The following is a 1,015-nucleotide window of genomic DNA, read 5'->3' as shown; positions in this document are numbered from 1 at the left end:
TCGCCACCGGTATTCCTTCAGATCTCTACGCATTTCACCGCTACACCATGAAATTCTACCCCCCTCTACAAGACTCTAGTTTGCCAGTTCAAAATGCAATTCCCAGGTTGAGCCCGGGGCTTTCACATCTTGCTTAACAAACCGCCTGCGTACGCTTTACGCCCAGTAATTCCGATTAACGCTTGCACCCCTCGTATTACCGCGGCTGCTGGCACGAAGTTAGCCGGTGCTTCTTCTGCGAGTAACGTCACAGCTATAGTTTATTAAACTACAACCTTTCCTCCTCGCTGAAAGTGCTTTACAACCCGAAGGCCTTCTTCACACACGCGGCATGGCTGCATCAGGCTTGCGCCCATTGTGCAATATTCCCCACTGCTGCCTCCCGTAGGAGTCTGGACCGTGTCTCAGTTCCAGTGTGGCTGATCATCCTCTCAGACCAGCTAGGGATCGTCGCCTTGGTAAGCCATTACCTTACCAACTAGCTAATCCCACCTAGGTACATCCAATCGCGAAAGGCGCACTTCGAAAAACGCGTCCCCTCCTTTCCCCCGTAGGGCGTATGCGGTATTAGCAGTCGTTTCCAACTGTTATCCCCCTCGACTGGGCAGTTCCCTAGGCATTACTCACCCGTCCGCCGCTCGACAGCAAAGGTGCAAGCACCTTCCTGTTTCCGCTCGACTTGCATGTGTTAGGCCTGCCGCCAGCGTTCAATCTGAGCCATGATCAAACTCTTCAATTAAAGTTCTTTTGATGCATCCTCTTTCGATGATGACATCGGCTCAATGAATTCTGATCCATTTAAAAGATTCGGAAGAATCTTAAAAACGTTTGTACATAAATTGTTTGAAACCATAAATGATTCCAATTATGAACACTCATATCATTGAGTAAGTTTTTATTCTCATTTACTAGCTAGTAGAAAATGATTTCGAATAACTCAACACCTGTGAGTGTCCACACAGATTTCTTGTTTTGAATTGTTAAAGAGCTGGTGCTTGATAGCACCGCCGTAGAC

General features: G+C 47.7%; 1 rRNA gene. It reads right to left on the bottom strand.

From position 1 onward, the window contains the following. Nucleotides 1–739 (bottom strand): 16S ribosomal RNA (locus KT99_RS19850); the annotation flags it as partial. Nucleotides 740–1,015 lie beyond the last annotated feature (276 nt).

The organism is Shewanella benthica KT99 (genome assembly GCF_000172075.1).
GTDB lineage: Bacteria > Pseudomonadota > Gammaproteobacteria > Enterobacterales > Shewanellaceae > Shewanella > Shewanella benthica_A.
This window is presented reverse-complemented; position numbering and strand designations above follow the sequence as displayed.